A 17543-nucleotide genomic window follows, 5' to 3' on the forward strand; every position below is an offset into this window, starting at 1 on the left:
GGAGAGATCCTGGTTTCGTTGCGGGGGCGCAGATGGCGCGAGGATGGCGCGAGGATGGCACTCAAGCGGCGCGCAGGCAGTCCACGATCTTCAGCCGCGCCGCGCGCCAGGCCGGGATGAAGCCGCCCACCAGGCCCATGGCGAGCGCAAAGCCCAGCGACTGCGCCGCGATGGCCGGCGTGAGGCGGAACTGGAAGGCCAGCTCGGAAAAGGTCTGGAAATTCACGGTGGAGATGTTCACGGCCTGCATCAGCGAGGCGCCGCCCAGCCCCATGATGCCGCCCACCAGCGCCAGCAGCAAGGCCTCGCCCAGGAAGGCCGAGAGCACCGCGCTGCGCCGGAAACCCAGGGCGCGCAGGGTGCCGATCTCGCCCACGCGCGAGGCCACCGAGGCGAACATCGTGATCATCGCGCCGACCACCGCCCCGATCGAGAAGATGATGGACAGCGCCAGGCCGAGCAGGCGGATGAAGGTGGCCAGGGCCTCGGACTGCTCGGCGTAGAAGGCCACCTCGCGCTTGGCCTCCAGCGTCAGGCGCGGGTCGGACTCCAGCTGCGCCTTGACGGCGTCGAAGCTGTCGGCATCGGCCAGGCGGAAGACCACGCTGGAGAACGCGCTGCGGCGGAAGGCCTGGATCATCTGCTCGCTGTCGCCCCAGACTTCGGAGTCAAACGCGCTGCGCGAGGCGTCGAACACGCCCACCACCAGCCAGTCGCGGCCGGCGAAGCGCATGGTCTCGCCCAGGCCGGCACCGGCAAAGCCGCGTGCCACCGCCCGGCCCGTGACGATCTCGGAGGTGCCCGGGCGGAACATGCGGCCCTGCACGATGCGCACCTGCGGGCGCAGCGCCAGGCCGATGTCGGAGGTGCCACGCACCGTGACGTTGCTGGGCTTGCCGCTGTCGCGCTTGGGCAGGGTGTTGAGCACCACCGGCTCGCGGCTGACCAGCTTGCGGCCCTGGCCGTCGGTGGCGATCTGCGCCAGGCTGTCCACCACCGCGGCCTGCTCACGCACGATGCCGGAGTTGATCTCCGCGCCCGCGCCCTTGCGCAGCACCATCACGTTGTCGGGCTGCCCGGTGGCGACCAGCGTGGCGCGGATGCCCTCGCTCATCATCAGCACGGTGGCGAACACATAGACCACCAGGGCCATGCCGCCGGCGGTCAGCACGGTGGTCACGCGGCGCACCCAGAGGTTGCGCGCGATGTAGCTCAGGGGCACGGTGCGCAGGCTCATGCGGGGTGCCCCGTCATCGGGTGATGCCAAACGCGCTCAAGCCACATGGCGCAAGCCCTGCACGATGTCGATGCGCGACATCTTCCAAGCCGGCCAGGCCGCCGACACCGTGCCCACCACCAGCGCGGCCAGCGCCTGCAAGGCCACCGTCAGCATCGAGACCTGGAAGATGGGGAAGAGCGTGCCTGCGGCCTTCACGAAGGCCTGCGCCATGGGGAAGGTCACGGCGATGCCGATGCCCCCGCCGATGAGCGCGATCAGCAAACTCTCGCCGAACAGCAGCTTGACCACGAAGCCCGGCGGGAAGCCCAGGGCCTTGAGCGTGGCGTACTCGGCCAAGCGTTCGCGCGCCGTCATCGTCATGGTGTTGGCCATCACCGCCATGATGATCAGGACGATGATGAAGCTCACGGCCTGCACGGCCAGCAAGATGGTTTCGCTCATGGAGACGAAGCCCAGCTGGAAGGCTTTTTCGGTCTCGGTCAGGGTTTCGGCCAGGGAGTTCTTGAACAGCGCGTCGATGCGTTGCGACACCAGCGGCGCGTCGTCCGGGTTGTGGATGCGCACCACATAGACCCCCACGTAATCGGCTTTCGCGGCCTTGCCGGCCGTGCCCCCGGCCACCCGCGCGCGGATGCCATCGGCCAGGCGCTGCCAGTGGATGAACATCTGCTGCTCGTCGGTCTTGGCGTCCTTGCCCTGGTAGATGCCGCGCACGGTGAAGCGCCAGGTGCCCGGGTAGATGGTGCCGCGCAGCGCGATGCTGTCGCCCACCTTCCAGCCGAACTTCGCGGCCAGCTTGCGGCCCACGACGCAGCCCTGGCGGTCGCGGAAGAAAGCCTGCTTGTCGGCCTCGTCGAGCTGGAACTCGGGGTAGAGCGCGAGGTAGCTGGGCGGGTCCACGGCGAACTGCGCGAAGAAGTTGCGCTCGGTCACGTAGATGCCGCCGAACCAGTTGGCCCAGGAGATGCCGCTGACGCCTTCGACCGACTTGATGCGCTCGGCGTAATGGAGCGGCAGCGGGAAGGTCAGCGAGATCGAGCTGCGCGTGATCAGGCGCGTGCTGGAGGTGGCATCGACACCGGCGTACCAGGCATCGACGATGGTGCGCAGCAAGCCGAAGGCCGAGATGGCCACGACCAGGCCGACCAGGGTCAGCAGCGTGCGCAGCCGATGGCGGAAGGCGTTTTTCAGCAGCAGGCGCAGGAGGAACATGGGGCGGGCGGGTCGCTGTCCGGGGGTGGCCGTCACCATACACCAGGCGTCGGTTCATCCTGGGCTGCCAACGCGCACGTGGCGCGGGCCTGGACCTGTCCTGTGCGTCGTCAAAGCGCCAGCAGCGCAATGTAGTCCTGGTAGCTGTAGCTGCGTTTCGACTTCTGACCTGTGAGCTCCGCCACGATGCCCAGGTCCTCCAGCAGTTTCACCGCCGCGGTGGCGGTCGGAAAGGTGGTGTCCAGTGCCTGGCGTGCACGTTCGATGGTGAAGCGCGGCATCGTGGGCAGCATCTCGAACAAGCGGTAGCTGGCCGGGCCAGCCTTGGGCGAGGCCAGCAAGCGGCGCCGATCGGCCGCGATCAAACTCGCCAAGGCCACCACGCCACGCTCAGCCTCGGCGGCCGCGCAGGCCACGCCTTCCAAGAAGAAGGCCAGCCAGCCCTCCCAATCGCCCTCGGTGCGGATGGCCGACAGTCGCCGGTAGTACTCGGCCTGGTGCTGCTTGAGGTAGCCGCTGAGGTACATCAGCGGCTCGGGCTGCAAGCCCCAATGCTCCAGCAAGGCCGCAATCAGCAAGCGCCCGATGCGGCCGTTGCCATCCAGAAAAGGGTGGATGGTTTCGAACTGGGCATGCACCAAGGCCACCTTCACCAGCGGCGGCAAACCCGAGCCATCGGCATGGATGAAGCGCTCCATGTCGGCGAGCAAGGGCGCCACCTGCTCCGGTGGCGGCGGCACGAAAGCGGCATTGCCTGGGCGCGTGCCGCCGATCCAGTTCTGCGATCGGCGCAATTCACCGGGCTGCTTGCCCGCGCCGCGCACGCCATCGAGCAGCAGGCGGTGCGCGTCGCACAGCAGGCGGACGCTGATGGGCAAACCGTTGGGGTCGCGCAGATGGCCCTTTACCAAGCGGAAGGCACGCAGGTAGTTGGTCACCTCTTCGACATCGTCGGTGTTGCTGATGGCCAGCCCGGCTTCGTCGTCGAACAGGTCCACCAGCGTGGCCTGGGTGCCCTCGATCTGAGAGGTCAGCAAGGCCTCTTTGCGGATGGCGCTGTAGAGCAACCAGTCCACCGAAGGTGCCAGGCCTGACACCCCCGACAGGCGGGCCAAGGCCATTTCGGCCGCCTGGTTGCGCGTGGCAAAGGCCTCAGGTGACACGGGCGGATCGCGGGGCGGCAGCGCATGCGGCACGAAAGCCTGGACGGCTTCGCCCAGGGTCGTGGCGATGGCGTAAGTGCCCGTGCTGCGCATGGTGTGAAAGCCTGCTTGAATGGTCTGGCTTTATATTAAAGCATTCTTTAATTTGACGGGCAAGGATGCAAGCGGGCTTTCACCCCGCCCACACCAGACGGCGCAGAGAGCTCGCCTGGCATCTCACTGAGCCATGACCAAACGTCCGCTTTCACGCCGGATCGTCCCCGACTTCAGCAAGTCATCAAGCCGGTCCTGCATCACGCTAACAATGCGCTGGGTCGCTCGGCCAAACCCCAACAGCGAGAGCGAGGCCGGAACGGCCTCATCCTCTGAGATGGAGAACGCTGCTCGAACGCACGTCACAAGCGCCAAGTCAAGCTCCTCAGGCGGAACCAACTCGATCTTCCGCTCGGCAGATTCCAGGCTGGAGCGATCGCGCACCTGAATCGAAGCGTCGCCGGAGGGATAAACGAACTCTCCGCGCAGCGTCGCAACAGCTCGCTTATCGCAATCGGCCAGCACCTCATCTACCTTGGCCGTGATTCGTGAACCCGCTCGCGAAACGCCAAAGGCATCCATCAGGCGCCTGGTCAGGTCGCTCACATGCACCGCGCCCTCTTGCCGCATCACCTCGCCAACCATCCGAGCCAAGACGTCTGTCCTGACCTCCAACAAACTGGCCTGTGAGGCGCTGGTCAGCCTCGCCTTTTGATAAGGCCGACTGGCGCCCTTCATCTCTTCGTCCGCCGGCTTGCCTCGCATGATCACGTAAGGCTCGTCTTTTACGCTAACTGGCTTCGCTTGTGACGGTTGCGATGAGGTGGGCAATGCACGTGCATGTTCGATGGCCGCCGCGATGCGATCAATCTCTTGCCGACGGTTGCGAAACCAGTCCGTGCTCCAGACCCGATGAAATCGCCAGCCCAGTCCCTCCAACACGCCCTGACGCAAGCGATCTCGATCCCGAGCGGACCGCGAGCTGTGATAGGACGCGCCGTCACACTCAATGGCCAGGATGTAGCGCCCCGGCCGCTCAGGATCTTTCACAGCCATGTCGATGAAGTATCCGGCCGTGCCCACTTGAGGTTCGACCTGGTAGCCGCGCTCACGCAAGGCATCCAGGACCTCATCCTCGAAGGGAGAATCCGTGGCCTTGCCTGTTTCCTTGGCCACCTCCAGCACCCCGGACTCGGCGTATTTCAGGAAGTTCTTGAGCGCACGCACACCCTGCTTGGCCCCGGCATCCAGCTCCAGCTCGTCCGCCGTGAAGTTACAAAAGACGCGCATCTGCATCTTGGCGCGCGTGATCAGCACGTTCAAACGGCGATGCCCGCCATCGCGATTCAGTGGCCCGAACTCCTTCGCCACCCTGCCGGACTCATTGCGCCCGTAGCCCACGCTGATGAAAATGGCATCGCGCTCATCGCCCTGAATGTTCTCCAGGTTTTTGACGAAAAACGGCTCGTTTGGATGCGCGCTAAAAAAGCTCTCCAACTGCGGCTGACGCCGCCGGAGCATTTCAACCTCTACCTCGATCAGGTCACGCTGAGCCACGCTGAAGGCAGCGACGCCAAGAGAGAGATGCGGCCGCTCGGCAGCATGCTTCATGACATCGGCGGCAACCGCTTTGGCTTCCTCACGATTGGTGCGTGTTCGCCCTCGGTCGTAGATGGCTTGAGGATGGTGATGGAAATGCACGCCCGTGGCGCTCTCATGCGTACCTGCAGCCGGGAAGATCACCAGCTTGTTGTCGTAAAACTCTGCGTTCGAGACGGCGATCAATGATTCGTGTTGACTGCGATAGTGCCAACGCAGGTAGCACTCATGGCAGCCTGCCGCCTTGAACAGGCTGAGGATGCTTTCGATGTCGCTGGTCTCGTTGTCTTCGTCGTCAAAATCGATCTCTCGTGCAAAGAAATCGGTCGGTGGCATCTGACGCGTGTCGCCCACCACGATCACCTGCTTGCCACGCATGATGGCCCCCAGCGCATCCACGGCCTTGACCTGCGACGCTTCGTCAAAGATGACGACGTCAAACTCCAGCTTGCCTGGAGGCAGAAAGTTGGCAATCGACATCGGGCTCATCATGAACACCGGCTTGATCTGCTGCAGGGCTCGACCAGAACGCTCAATCAACTGTCGAATGGGCAGGTGACGCCGCTTTTTGTTCATCTCGGTGCGGATCACCGCCATTTCACCGGGTGCGTTGAGCGCCGGCTTACGCTGCCACACATGAGAGGCGAGCCTCGCTTGTGCATGCTTCATGGAACTCAAATCCAACGCCTTGAAGCGAGCAATCTGGTGCTCATGCTGGATGCGATCAAACTGCTGCAATGTCGGGTTCTTTGCATAGACCTGCTGCACCAATCCCGAGTACCAAGTCTGGTCATAGCTCGCCAGAATCGATGTCGTGTCGTCTGAACGAGCCGCCACGTCTGCAATTGAGCCTAAGCCTTCTCGTTTGAGCTTGTCCGCAAGGACATTGAATCGAACCATGGGGTAAAGCTGACCGATGTGTTCAAGCCAATGGTCCAAGTCATCGGCCAACTCGTCCAGAGACGACGACTTCACATCAAAGGCCTGCTGTGCATCGCCCATGCCTGTCGTCGCTGCGGCGGCTTCAAGGCTGGACTTCAACTGAGAAATGGACGACTCGATCTGACCCGCCTGGTCTCCCAACCCGCTGGCATCACCATTGCCGGAGAGGAATGCCAAGATGCCGTCAGGAATGTCACCACGCCCCATGTCGTCATGGAGTTGCATCACCCACTCGGTGATTCGCTCCAGCACATCCCAATCCGATTTTTGCCGCTGCCACTGCGCGCCAAACAGTGCCTCACCAAGGCCTTCATGCTGCTCAAAGACCTTGCGTGTCGCCTGGTAGTCCATCACGGCATCAACCAACCGAAGCATGTCTACATGGTCCTTGGGCAAAGTAACCTTAGACAAGGCTTGCAGCTGACCTCTGGCCTGCTTGTACGCAGACGACAAGAACTTCCACCACTTCGGCCCGTAGGTCATGAGCGCTTGCCGGATGGCCAGCATGTCATGGTCCCAGGCCCGCTCCATCAACGAGGCGTCGTGCTGCTCGCGACGCGCAGCCATGCGTCGACCTGCACTTATCAATTCGTTGAGCGCATCACGCCGAAGCTGCCAGTCTTGCGTCGACAATTGAATGCCTTGCAGCCTGGGTGCACCAGAAGCACGCCTGGCGGCACGGCAAATCACATCGATGTCATGCAAAGACGCCGGCCTGGGCAGCATCAGCCGCTCGGACAAAGACGTTGCTGCGGCCTTCAACCCGCCAAGCGAGTCTTCAGCCGACTCCAGGGCCTGCCTAGCCTCGGCCTCTTCAATGGGCGTGAAGAACTCTCGCGAGCTTCCCCAGAAGGCATTGCGGTCGGGGCGACCATTGGAGGCCACGTGCATCTGGAGTTCGGACACCACCTCTCGTCTCAAGAGATAGTCTCGTTCAGACCACTTCGCCATGGGCGCAAACGACCCGACTGAAGCGGACGGGTGCTGCCGCTTGATCTGCAGATGTCGGCCCAGCACCGTGCCGAACGGGATCTGACTGGCGCCGACTGGGGCGCTGACCACCTCGCAATAGGCGTTGAGCTGGGTTTGAAGTCGACTTAACTCTTCGATGTCGCGGTCACCCGTGTCATTCAGAGGCTGCCCCTGACCCATCGTGCGGGCCAGCTCTGACAACACAGAGGTTTTGGTCGCGCGCTGGCTGTGCAACTCCAGCACGGCATCGCCCAGATGAGACTCATCCAGGCGCCGCTTGACCACCTCCAGCGCAGCCATCTTCTCGGACACGAACAACACGGTCTTGTCCTGACCGATCAGGTCGGCAATCAAGTTGGTGATCGTCTGAGACTTGCCCGTGCCAGGCGGCCCCTGGATGATGAGGTGCGAACCCGCCCTGACTTCCAGAATCGCCTGCGTTTGGCTGCTGTCTGCATCGCGCACAAAGTGCACATCACCCGGCGAGATGATGTCGTCGATCCGCTGGCTGTCAGAAAAGCGCGGGGGGCGATCACCAAACCCGCCGCCCAGCAGGCGAGCCACGACCGGATGATCCGCAGGGCCTTTGCCCTCTGGCCAGGTTTGCGGATCTAGATCCCTGAACATCAGGAACTTGCCAAACGAGAAGAACCCCAGGACGAGATCATCTGTGGCCACGCGCCAGCGAGGCTGGTTGGCGACGGCCTTCTCGACCTGACGGCCATAGTCCATCAGCGCCTGACTGTCGACATCGCCCTCTAGGTCAAACGAGGGGAGCGTGATGGCGAAGTCCGCTTTCAACTTGGCCTGCAAAGACAGGTTCAAGAAAATGTCTTCGCCGGTGTAGGCGAGCTTGAACGCCTCTTGCGCGCCATCCCGGCTCAGGCTGACTGGCACCAGCAACAATGGCGCCCTACGTGCCTCTGCGGATTGCGGGCTCTCATACCAGTGCAGAAAGCCAAAGGCCAGGAAAAGGATATTGACCCCCTGCTCGTCCACATAGCCTTGCGCTTCGGCCCGCATCTTGAGCAACTGTAGAAACAGGCGCTCTGGATCCAGTTGGGTCTTCAGTTTCAGGCCCGAGACACGCTCGTCAGTGCGGCCGCGGCCGGGCGCTTCAGCCTTGCGCTCAGACAGCACTTCCAACAAGGCGTCATCGGCCAATTCGCTTGACAGATGATCTGCATCGGTTACGGACTCCGCTTTGGCCTTCGACTCCCTGGTTGCCTCGAACGACAGCGAGCGCCCCTCCGCATACAGGGCATCAAACAGTGAGGGCAAAGATTCGGCCTGCAGAGCGAGCGTCTTGCTGGTCTTTCTGAAGCTGATCAGGTTGTTACGCAATCCGATGTCGAGCAGCTCTTTTCGGCTTGCTTGAACCTTGGCCTTGATGTCCTCCCTCATGATGCTCACGCTCCGGTAGAAATGACCGACAAGTTGACCTCGTTCACTGACCTGTCGATGTGCTCCAGGGCCGATAGCAGTTGTTTGGCCAGGGTGGGCTTGTCTTCCCACCAGTTCAGTTCTTCCTCGACACGCGAGAGCCGGACGTTGGCTTCACCAAGCTGGGCATCCAGCACCGTTTCGATTGACTCGAGCCTGCGGATGATGTCGTCTTGTTTGTCGATGAGGCGCTCGAGCAAATCTTCAATGCGATCAGTGTCCATGGGGAATTTCTTCAGAGAGCTTGTACTCAGCGGCGTCCATCTTGGCGCGCAGCTTGTCGGCGGTGGCCCAGAGGGTTTTCTTGATGTCGTCGAGCATGGGTCCCGGGGGCTGGAAGGAGAAGCGTTGGGCGCCGGTGGCTCAGGGGGCTGCCCGGCGATGCGAGATGGTAACCAGTCGGTGCGCCCACGGCGGGCGGGCTGCCGAGGCACGCACCTGAGGCGGGGGGCGGCCATCGGGGTGAGTCGAGCTTTTTGCTCGGCCCACGCACCTCGGAGGTGCGCGCACGGAGAAAATAGCTCGGCGCACAGAGCTCTGAGCTCGACTCACGCACCTAAAAGGTGCATGCGTGGAGCAAACAGCTCGGACGTCGGAGCAAAAAGCTCGGTGTGCGCAGCTCAGAGGTGCATGCGCCGAGCTCGGATCTCGGGCGGCCGAGCTTTGATCTGCGACGCCGCACCTCCGAGGTGCGCGGTCGCGGCTCGGAGCTCGGCAGGTGGGGCTGTTGGCTCGGCGGGCGAAGCTCGGAGCTCGGCGCGCGAGCCCCTCAGCTCACTGCTCCGCCGGCCGCACCGCCACACCGGCCTTCAACACCCCATCGGTCTGGACGACGACCTTGTCGCCCGAGGCCAGGGCACCGGCTTTCAGGGGCGTGACCTCGCGGACATCGCCCAGCGTGCGGCCCGCCTTGACGGGCACGGCCTCGGCGCGCAGCGTGGGTGTGCCACCCACCGCAGGCGCCACGGCCGAGGCCGACCCACCCGCGGCCGTCTCGGCGCGCACGCGCCACACCACGGTCTGGCCCTCATGCTGCAGCAGCGCCTTGGGGTTCACCGCCAGCACCGGCTGCTGGTCGGCCACGGTGATGGGCTGGGACAGGAAGCTGACCTTGGCGCTCATCTCCGGCAGGATGCGCGGGTCGATCTGCTGGAAGCGGACCTTGGTGGTGACGGTGGCCTTGGCGCGGTCCACCGTGGGCACGAGGCCGCCGACCTGGCCCATGAAGCGCACGCCCGGCAGCGCGTCCAGCGTGATCTCGACCGGCTGGCCGATGCGGGCCTTGGCCAGGCTGCCCTCCGACACGTCGGCCTCGACCTCCAGCGTGCGCATGTCGGCCATGGTGACGACCGCGCCCGTGGTGCCCGCGGCGCTGGAGAGCGGCGTGATGATGTCGCCCACGTTGGCGTTCTTGACCAGCACGACGCCGTCGAAGGGCGCGCGGATCTCGGTGAAGTTCTCGGCCACGCGCTGCACCTGGACCTGGGCGCGCGCCACCTCCAGCCCGGCCTGGGCCGAGGCCTTCGCGGCGCGGGCGGCGCTCACGCGGGTCTGGGTGGCGTCCACGGCCTGCGGCGAGATGAAGCCTTGCGCCTGCAAGCCCTTGCTGCGGGCCAGTTCGGCCTCGGCGTTGGCGAGCTCGACCTCGGCCTGGCGCACCCCGGCTTCGGCCTGGCGCACGCTGGCCTGGGCCGAGACGATGGCGGCGCGCACGTCGCTGGCGTCGAGCCGCGCGATCAGGTCGCCCTGCTTGACGGCCGAGCCCTCGCGCACGTTCAACTCCACCAGGCGCCCCGTGGCCTTGGACGCCACCGAGGCACGGCGCTGCGCCACCACATAGCCCGAGGCGGTGAGCTGCACGAACTGCTGCGAGGGCGTGCTGGTGACCACGGCCGCGGTCTGCACCGGGACGGCCTGCGGGATCAGCCACTTGGCGGCCACGCCGGCCAGGGCCACAGCACCCACGGTGATCCAGCCCCAGGGCAGGCGACGCCGCCCTGCTTGGCCACCGGTCTTGCCACCGGTCTTTTGGCCCGGCCCGCCGCGGTCGATGCGCAGGCGGCTCAGGCTGGAGGGGGGGGCTGAGGAGGCGGCAGGGGTGGCAGCTGAAGGGGCGCCGGTCGTGGCGGTGTCGGTCATGGCATCACCAGGGAGGAGGGATGCCGCATTGTGCTTGACGGGAGCGTCAAGCCAGCCAGGTCAGCGCGCCGCGTTCAGCGCGTCGCGCGTCTGCAAGGCCACACGGCGGGCCGCGCTGGCGAAATCGTCGCCGCTGCTGGCGTACAGCACCGCGCGCGAGCTGTTGACGACGATGGTGCCCGTGATGGCGCCGCTCGCATCCGTCTTCAAACCGGCCTTGACCGTGGCCGCGGCGTCACCGCCTTGCGCGCCCACACCGGGGATCAGCAAAGGCAGGGTCGGCGCGAGCTCGCGCACCCGGGCGATTTCTTCGGGGAAGGTCGCGCCCACCACCAGGCCCATCTGGCCGTTGGTGTTCCAGGGGCCTTGCGCCTGGGCCGCGATGTGCTCGTACACGCGCGGCTGGCCAGGGATGTCGGCCAGGCGCAGGTTCTGCAAATCGGAGCCACCGGGGTTGGAGGTGCGGCACAGCAGGATCACGCCCTTGCCCGGGAAGCGCAGGAAGGGCTCCATCGTGTCGAAGCCCATGAAAGGCGACAGCGTGACGGCATCGGCCTGGTAGCGCGTGAAGGCCTCGTGGGCGTACTGGTCGGCGGTCGAGCCGATGTCGCCGCGCTTGGCGTCGAGGATGACGGGCACGCTGGGCGCCACGCGGCGCATGTGCGCCATCAGGCGCTCCAGCTGGTCTTCGGCGCGGTGGGCCGCGAAGTAGGCGATCTGCGGCTTGAAGGCGCAGACCAGGTCCTTCGTGGCGTCCACGATGGCCGCGCAGAAGTCGTAGATGCGGTCGGGCTGGCCCTGCCAGGCGCCCGGGAACTTCGACGGCTCGGGGTCGAGGCCCACGCAAAGCAGAGAGTGGTGGAGGCGCTGTGCTTGCGCGAGCTGGTCGGTGAAGTTCATGCCCGAATTTTACCGACTCAAGCCCAGGCTGGCACAGGCGGCAACCACCCCGCCTCGCGCAGCACCCGCTTCAAGGCCTCGCAACGCGCCTTGTGCTCAGGGTGGCTGTACAAAAAGCGCTCGCCTGGTGTCGTGACGAAGTACTGGCCCGGCGCCAGCACCTCGCCCGCAGCACCGGTCAGGCCATGCACCTCGACGCCATCGGGCAGCACCAGCCCTGGGGGCAAGGGCTCGCGGCCATACAGCATCCAGTGCACGGGGAATGCGTACTCTGGGTCGCTCATGTCCGTGTGCGACACCCTCGCCCAGTCCGGTTGCCACACCTCGACCATGATCCGAAAGAGACGCTCCATCATGTCGGGCTCGGTCATGACCTGGGCCAGATCGCCTCTGCGCGGGCAGTTGATGGCGACGCGGCTGCCCAAACCACCGCCATCCGAGCCCGTGTGGCCCATCCAGCATGCGGCGTCAATCTTCTTGGATGTCAGCAGCAGTGCACTGAAGCCGACTGGCAAGATCAAGTCCGGCGCAACGCCCCGCCTGGCGCCATTGCCTGGCCTCAGGACCTTGAGCCTGATTTCATCGACGGTGTCAGGCAGGAGCACCAGCTTGTCTTTGGGCGCCAGGTAATGCCACGCCTGCAAGGCGGGGCACACCTCCAGCACAGCCGATGAAAAGCGCATCACATCGTGAGCGATCTCCTGGGCCGTCTGGCTGCGCGCGCCCCAAGTGCATACCAAGCGGTAGTCTGGACAAGTCATGTTCTCAGGTGCATCCATTCAGAGCACGCCAACAAATCAGAAAGAGCCACCGGCTTCACCTTCACTTGAATCACTCGATTTGGGGCAGTCGGGCCTAGGAAGCGCTACTTTCACAGGAATCCTACCGTTAAGAAGTTCTGCAAATGCTTTGCGGATGCCCTCATTGGGCACCACCCACTGCACAGATCATCCAACCGATTGAGCCGCCTTCAGCTGCCGATCCAATTGCAAACGAAGCTTGTCCTGCATCCTGCCCGACACATATCCCTCCTTCCACACCCCCAGCTTTTCATCGATCTTGTACCCAAAGCCTTTGGCCTCGATCAGCAGGCTGTCGTCTTGCCCCAAGCCATCGAACTTCACCATGCCGGTGCGGCTGATGGAGGCGTCCACGCCAACGGCCACGGCTTTGCCCGGCGGCATGCCGGTGCCACAGGCCTGGAAGGCGGCATTGGCAGGGCTCATGGCCTCTTTGACATCGATGACCTTGACTTCGCCTGGCAGGGGTTTGTCGGCCGCGAAGGCTGGCAGGGCCAGCACGATGGGCAAGAGCAAGGCGCCCAAGCAGCGGCGCACGTTCGAAATGATGCGATTCATGGCGTTCTCCGCTGGGTTCATTGGGTTGTGGTGCAGCGCTGTGCATCTTTGATGGCTCGGGCGCGCAAGGCTGGCGAAGGCCCATACACCGCCGAAGCATGCAGGCGATCCAACTCCTGGCGAAACGCTGCGGCCACAAAAGGCGAGTGAACGATGAGCACGTTCTCATCGTTGCTTCTGAGCGCTGCAGCCGACCAGTTCATCGAGCCGGCCACCACGGTGTGGTCATCCACCACCGCCACCTTGTGGTGCAGCTTGTCGCCCTCTGGCAAGACCGGGTAACCAACGGCCATGGGCGTGACAGACCAAGGACGCAACTGCGGCTTGAGCGCGCAGGCCGCATCCAGCAAGCGCACACCCCACATGTCCAGCGTGGCGCTGAAGTCGTTGAAGGCGTAGCCCTGATCGAACAGGCCACGCACCATCACGCCCTTGGCGGCGCGCTGTGCCATGGTGTCGGTCAAGGTGGCATCGGTCAGCACGAAGGCGCCCAAGTCGATGCGACTCACTGCCACTTTGAGCACCGAGTCGATCAAGCCGATCGTGGTTGATGACAAGGGCTTGCTCGCGGAGAAAGGGCTGAACTGAAGCTGAACCAGGCCATCGCGCGTGCTGATGCCAAGCGCTGCACGAGCGCCTTTGGCGATGCCGAAGCGGCTGTTGCGCATGCCCCCTGGCCCATCGCCCCACATGAGCGCGAACTCTTGGGCGTAGGCTTGGGCCACCTCGGCATGGCGCACTTCCACCAGGTTCTCGGCATTGCCTCTGCTGGCGGGCCGACCGATGTCGCCAAAGAAGCCGCTGTGCGTCCAGTTGGCCGAGCCCGTGAGCACCACCTCGTCGTCGAACACGGCGAACTTGTGGTGCATCAGGCCCGAGCCCTTGCTGCCATCCTCGGTGTCGTCGATGACCGGGATGCCAGCCTGCGCCAGGATGGTGGCCACATCGTTCGCGGCCAGTTCGGCATCGGATGCTTCGCCGTCGCCATCCACATCGACCAGGCTGTCCACCTCGGCCCAGACTTCCTTGTCGGCATCGCTGAGGCTGGCGACTTCGTCAGGCGTCAAGGCGGCCCAGTTCCTGCGGAAGCTGTTGTCCATCACGACACGCACCTGCACCCCTCGGCGCGCGGCTTCGGTCAATGCCTGTGCGATGTGGGGCAAGGTGATGCCCATCACGGCCACGTCGATGCGGGTGCGTGCGGCAGCAATGCGCTGCACGATCACCTGCTCGAAGTTGTTGCCCTCGCGTTGCGTGCCGCGATGGGGTTCGACGAAGCTGGCTTCAGGCCGGTGGTTGAAGTAGGTGGAGAAAGTGGAAGATGGGGGCGAGGTCTCGGCTGCGGTGGCCAGGAGCACGTGTGCGCCCAGCACCCAACCCAGCCCGACGCGGCATGCGCGAGAGCAAATCATTGGATTCCCTGTGGTGTGTGATGTTCCAGGCTCATCGTTGGAGCCTGCATGCAGGTCAGCAGATGCGCCGCCCTGTCATGACCCAACCATAGCGCGTGGTCTCGCACGCGCCAGTCGGATTCGGTGAATCGATCACACCCCCAAGGGCGTCTTGACGCACCGCGCGCGGATGGCGCAGTGCGTCAGATGCGCATCACGTGCGCATCAAGTGAGCATCAAGCGGGCATCGCGTGCGCTCAGATGCGCTCGGCCAGCTCCACCGCCTTGCCGATGTAGTTGCCTGGCGTCATGGCCAGCAGGCGGGCCTTGTCGTCCTCGGGCAGCTCCAGCGTCTGCACAAAGGCCTGGATGGATTCCTTCGTGATGGCCTTGCCGCGGGTGAGCTCCTTGAGGCGCTCGTACGGGTTGGGCAAGGCGTGGCGGCGCATCACGGTCTGGATGGGCTCGGCCAGCACTTCCCAGGCGCTGTCGAGGTCGTCGGCCAGGGCCTGCGGGTTGACTTCGAGCTTGCCCAGGCCACGCGCCAGGCTGTCGTAGGCCAGCAGGGCATAGCCCAGGCCGACGCCCATGTTGCGCAGCACGGTGGAATCGGTCAGGTCACGCTGCCAACGGCTGATGGGCAGCTTCTGGCTCAGGTGGGTCAGCACGGCGTTGGCGAGGCCCAGGTTGCCTTCGGCGTTCTCGAAGTCGATCGGGTTGACCTTGTGCGGCATCGTGGAAGAACCGATTTCGCCTTCCTTGGTGCGCTGCTTGAAGTAACCCAGGCTGATGTAGCCCCAGACGTCGCGCGACCAGTCGATCAGGATGGTGTTGGTGCGCGTGACGGCATCGAACAGCTCGGCCATGTAGTCGTGCGGCTCGATCTGGATGGTGTAGGGGTTGAAGCTCAGGCCCAGCTGGTTCTCGATGACGGCCTGGCTGAAGGCTTCCCAATCGGTCTCGGGGTAGGCCGACAGGTGGGCGTTGTAGTTGCCCACGGCGCCGTTCATCTTGGCCAGCAGCTTGACCTCGGCGATGCGCTCGCGGGCGGTGGCCAGGCGGGCCACCACGTTGGCGATTTCCTTGCCCACGGTGGTCGGCGAGGCGGTCTGGCCGTGCGTGCGGCTGAGCATCGGGATGGCGGCGAACTGGTGCGCCATGCCGCTCAGCGTGCCGATCAGGCCGTCGATGGCCGGCAGGACGACCTGCTCGCGCGCGGCCTTGAGCATCAGGCCGTGGCTGGTGTTGTTGATGTCTTCCGAGGTGCAGGCGAAGTGCACGAACTCACCGGCCTGGTCCAGCTCGGCGTGGCCGGCGAAACGCTGCTTGATCCAGTACTCCACGGCTTTCACGTCGTGGTTGGTGGTTTTTTCGATGTCCTTGATGGCCTGGGCATCGGTCTCGGAAAAGCGCGACACCAGGCCGCGCAGGTGGCTGCGGGCCGCGTCAGACAGGGGCGCGAACTCGGGCAGGCCGGCGTCCGACAGCGCGATGAACCACTCGACTTCGACCTGCACGCGGCGGTGCATCAGGCCGTACTCCGACAGCAGCGGGCGCAGGGCGGCGACCTTGGAGGCGTAACGGCCGTCCAGCGGCGACAGGGCAGACAGGGCAGAGAGGTTCATGAGGGGCTTCCGGCGGATCAAACAGGCAACCGGCTATTTTACCGGCCAGTGCGCCGCCAGCACCGCCACCCCCACACGCGCCTGCAGAACGGTGGCATTCAGTCGCGCCCGGCGCGCCTGGATCTGGGCCCATGGCCAGTACAAACCCAGCGTCAGCACGAGCAGCAGGCCGTGGCGGCGCTGCATGCGCACGATGGCCGGCACGCGCAAGCGGCAGCGCACCCGCACGTGGCGGTTGCCCGTGCGGTTCCACACCAGCTTGTGTGCGCGGGCATGGGCCTGTGGCCAGACCAGCCCGACGGCCACCCCCACGCTGGCGACCAGCAGCACGGCCAGCGCCCAGGCGGGCACACCCGTGGCCTGCCACCACAGCAGCGCAGCCAGGCAGATGCTGGCCAGCCCGAGGTTGAACACCAGCAGCAGCAAAGTCGCCCCCAGCGCCTGCAGCATCAGGCTGGAGAGGGCGTCCGGCCCCAGGCGCCAGCGCACGCGCAGCGGCCCCAACCGCAGGTGCGACTGGCGGAAGTGCAGCCAGGCCCAGCACCAGCCCGGCACCGCCAGCAGGCAGCCGCCCAAGGCCATGCCCCACAGCACCCAGCCCGCGGCATGTCCCCACCAGGCCACGGCCAACCAGGACCACACCAGCAGCGCCACCCCGACCAGGGGCCAGCCCAGCGCCTGGTAGATGTCCAGCAGCCCCGCCTCGAAGGCCATCGGGCGGCGTGCCCAGGTGGTGCGCTGCAGGCGCTGGCTCAGGCCCAGCAGCTTGAGCATGGGCCACACGGCCAGCGCCAGCGTGGCCGCCGCCAGCCCCATCACGAGCGACCCCGCCGCCGCCAGCACCACCCCGCCCAGCAGGCTCAGCAGCAGGCACTGGCGCACCAGCATGGCCCAGGGCGAGCGGTGGTCGTCCAGCGGCTGGCCGGCCACGCGGGTGTGCTGCAGCAGGTAGCGCCGACACGCGATGCGCGCCCAGGGCAGGTAGCCGCCCAGCGTCAGCAGCGTGAGCAGGACGCCCTGGAACCAGAGGCGCGCGTACGCGGCATCGGCGCCCGTGAAGGCCACGGGCCAGGTGTCGATGGCACCGTTCGGCAAACACGGCAAGGCCTCGGCGGCACGCCAGGGCACGGCCTGGGTCAGCACAGGGGGGGCGGGGGGTGCCGGGGCGGCTGTGGGTGCCGGTGCGCCAGCCCCCGCTTCCAGCGCATGCCCCGGGTGCTCTGACGACGCCGCAGCGCCAGCGGCCCGACGCGATCCAATCGGGTCGGGCCAGGTCCATGCCTGCGCGGGCCGGTCGGGCACGGCCTGCACAGACAAAGCTGCGCCCACGGCCTTCAGGGCCGAAGACCAGCGTCCGACAGGGGTCAACCGGAGGGCGCGCGCAGGGGAGCGGGCGCCGGATCTGTTCATTTCGGCATCAAATGTAATGGGATGCATCACCCGCACGCCGCGCGACTCCCCCGAAACAGGTGGATCAGGGGGCGATGCACCAGGCCGCACACGCAAGTCCCGGGGGGCAGATAAAA

The 17543-nt window shown here is 65.3% G+C and carries 12 protein-coding genes; all 12 read right to left on the reverse strand.

Going from position 1 to position 17543, the window contains the following annotated elements; all coding sequences use genetic code 11:
* Nucleotides 1–61: 61 nt before the first annotated feature.
* Complete coding sequence (locus tag EV672_RS15530) at nt 62–1237, reverse strand: ABC transporter permease (RefSeq protein ID WP_133610843.1); 1176 nt, start codon at nt 1235–1237, stop codon at nt 62–64.
* A 36-nt stretch (nt 1238–1273) separates the two neighbouring features.
* Complete coding sequence (locus EV672_RS15535; RefSeq protein WP_133610844.1) at nt 1274–2452, reverse strand: ABC transporter permease; 1179 nt, start codon at nt 2450–2452, stop codon at nt 1274–1276.
* Nucleotides 2453–2562: 110 nt separating this feature from the next.
* Nucleotides 2563–3708 (reverse strand): Fic family protein, encoded by a 1146-nt coding sequence (locus EV672_RS15540; RefSeq protein WP_133610846.1) that lies wholly within the window; start codon nt 3706–3708, stop codon nt 2563–2565.
* Between the two features lie 123 nt (nt 3709–3831).
* Nucleotides 3832–8565: a DUF3320 domain-containing protein gene (locus EV672_RS15545; RefSeq protein ID WP_133610848.1), complete on the reverse strand. Its 4734-nt coding sequence runs from the start codon at nt 8563–8565 to the stop codon at nt 3832–3834.
* Nucleotides 8566–8570: 5 nt separating this feature from the next.
* The gene (locus EV672_RS15550; RefSeq protein ID WP_133610850.1) at nt 8571–8828 is read right to left on the reverse strand and encodes a hypothetical protein; all 258 of its coding nucleotides are present in this window, start codon (nt 8826–8828) and stop codon (nt 8571–8573) included.
* 550 nt (nt 8829–9378) lie between these two features.
* Nucleotides 9379–10743, reverse strand: coding sequence for an efflux RND transporter periplasmic adaptor subunit (locus EV672_RS15555; RefSeq protein WP_133610852.1), 1365 nt, complete (start codon nt 10741–10743; stop codon nt 9379–9381).
* A gap of 60 nt (nt 10744–10803) precedes the next feature.
* Nucleotides 10804–11643, reverse strand: a complete 840-nt coding sequence (gene pyrF / locus EV672_RS15560; RefSeq protein WP_133610854.1) for an orotidine-5'-phosphate decarboxylase — start codon at nt 11641–11643, stop codon at nt 10804–10806.
* A gap of 17 nt (nt 11644–11660) precedes the next feature.
* A complete protein-coding gene (locus tag EV672_RS15565) occupies nt 11661–12404 on the reverse strand; it encodes an Imm52 family immunity protein (protein ID WP_133610856.1) in 744 nt (247 codons plus the stop codon).
* A 186-nt stretch (nt 12405–12590) separates the two neighbouring features.
* Complete coding sequence (locus tag EV672_RS15570) at nt 12591–13001, reverse strand: hypothetical protein (protein ID WP_133610857.1); 411 nt, start codon at nt 12999–13001, stop codon at nt 12591–12593.
* Between the two features lie 17 nt (nt 13002–13018).
* The gene (locus EV672_RS15575) at nt 13019–14359 is read right to left on the reverse strand and encodes a phospholipase D-like domain-containing protein (protein ID WP_166643607.1); all 1341 of its coding nucleotides are present in this window, start codon (nt 14357–14359) and stop codon (nt 13019–13021) included.
* A 290-nt stretch (nt 14360–14649) separates the two neighbouring features.
* Nucleotides 14650–16017, reverse strand: a complete 1368-nt coding sequence (gene purB, locus EV672_RS15580) for an adenylosuccinate lyase (protein ID WP_133610862.1) — start codon at nt 16015–16017, stop codon at nt 14650–14652.
* Between the two features lie 33 nt (nt 16018–16050).
* Nucleotides 16051–17427, reverse strand: a complete 1377-nt coding sequence (locus tag EV672_RS15585; RefSeq protein ID WP_166643608.1) for a DUF898 family protein — start codon at nt 17425–17427, stop codon at nt 16051–16053.
* Nucleotides 17428–17543: the final 116 nt, after the last annotated feature.

This window comes from Aquabacterium commune (genome assembly GCF_004362855.1).
Taxonomy (GTDB): Bacteria; Pseudomonadota; Gammaproteobacteria; order Burkholderiales; family Burkholderiaceae_C; genus Aquabacterium; species Aquabacterium commune.

What these genes read in the sequence shown, in the direction of transcription:
- EV672_RS15585 (WP_166643608.1), bottom strand. Translation starts at nt 17,427, where the DNA reads ATGAACAGATCCGGCGCCCGCTCCCCTGCGCGCGCCCTCCGGTTGACC.
- EV672_RS15565 (WP_133610856.1), bottom strand. Translation starts at nt 12,404, where the DNA reads ATGACTTGTCCAGACTACCGCTTGGTATGCACTTGGGGCGCGCGCAGC.
- pyrF (WP_133610854.1), bottom strand. Translation starts at nt 11,643, where the DNA reads ATGAACTTCACCGACCAGCTCGCGCAAGCACAGCGCCTCCACCACTCT.
- EV672_RS15540 (WP_133610846.1), bottom strand. Translation starts at nt 3,708, where the DNA reads ATGCGCAGCACGGGCACTTACGCCATCGCCACGACCCTGGGCGAAGCC.
- EV672_RS15535 (WP_133610844.1), bottom strand. Translation starts at nt 2,452, where the DNA reads ATGTTCCTCCTGCGCCTGCTGCTGAAAAACGCCTTCCGCCATCGGCTG.
- EV672_RS15570 (WP_133610857.1), bottom strand. Translation starts at nt 13,001, where the DNA reads ATGAATCGCATCATTTCGAACGTGCGCCGCTGCTTGGGCGCCTTGCTC.
- EV672_RS15545 (WP_133610848.1), bottom strand. Translation starts at nt 8,565, where the DNA reads ATGAGGGAGGACATCAAGGCCAAGGTTCAAGCAAGCCGAAAAGAGCTG.
- EV672_RS15555 (WP_133610852.1), bottom strand. Translation starts at nt 10,743, where the DNA reads ATGACCGACACCGCCACGACCGGCGCCCCTTCAGCTGCCACCCCTGCC.
- purB (WP_133610862.1), bottom strand. Translation starts at nt 16,017, where the DNA reads ATGAACCTCTCTGCCCTGTCTGCCCTGTCGCCGCTGGACGGCCGTTAC.
- EV672_RS15530 (WP_133610843.1), bottom strand. Translation starts at nt 1,237, where the DNA reads ATGAGCCTGCGCACCGTGCCCCTGAGCTACATCGCGCGCAACCTCTGG.
- EV672_RS15550 (WP_133610850.1), bottom strand. Translation starts at nt 8,828, where the DNA reads ATGGACACTGATCGCATTGAAGATTTGCTCGAGCGCCTCATCGACAAA.